This is a genomic window from Ensifer sp. 2TAB8 (assembly GCF_052115125.1).
Lineage (GTDB): Bacteria > Pseudomonadota > Alphaproteobacteria > Rhizobiales > Rhizobiaceae > Ensifer.
Map to the genome: position 1 here is coordinate 1 of NZ_JBFRGB010000095.1, position 434 is coordinate 434.

General features: G+C 63.6%; 1 protein-coding gene. It reads right to left on the reverse strand.

Annotation, left to right across the window (positions count from 1 at the left end):
- The coding region (locus tag AB4Z53_RS35500) for a 4Fe-4S dicluster domain-containing protein (protein WP_441600126.1) at positions 1-434 on the reverse strand (434 nt) is incomplete at both ends.

Genomic DNA, 434 nt, shown 5'->3' on the forward strand with positions numbered 1-434 from the left:
CCGGCCGGACAGTAGCGCGTCGACGGGCCGGCATAGATGTCGTGCTCGGAGCGCTTCTGCAGCTCCATGTCCTTCACCTGCAGATGGACCGGCTGATCCTCCTCGTGGTTGGTGTTCGACAGGAACACCGAGGACAGCCGGTCGAAGGTTAAGACACCATCGGGCTTCGGATAGTCGATCTTCTGGTGCTGGGCGGCCGGCTCGAGCGACTGCGCGTCCGTCTTGCCGTGCTTCAGCGTGCCGAAGAAGGAGAAGCCGAAGATCTGGTTGGTCCACATGTCGAGACCACCGAGCCCAACACCGATCGCCGTACCGAACTTCGACCACAGCGGCTTGACGTTGCGAACCCGCTTCAAATCCTGGCCGATGGCGCTGTCGCGCCAGCCGCGCTCGATCTCGATCGGCTCGTCATTGGCGCGACCGGAGGCGATCGC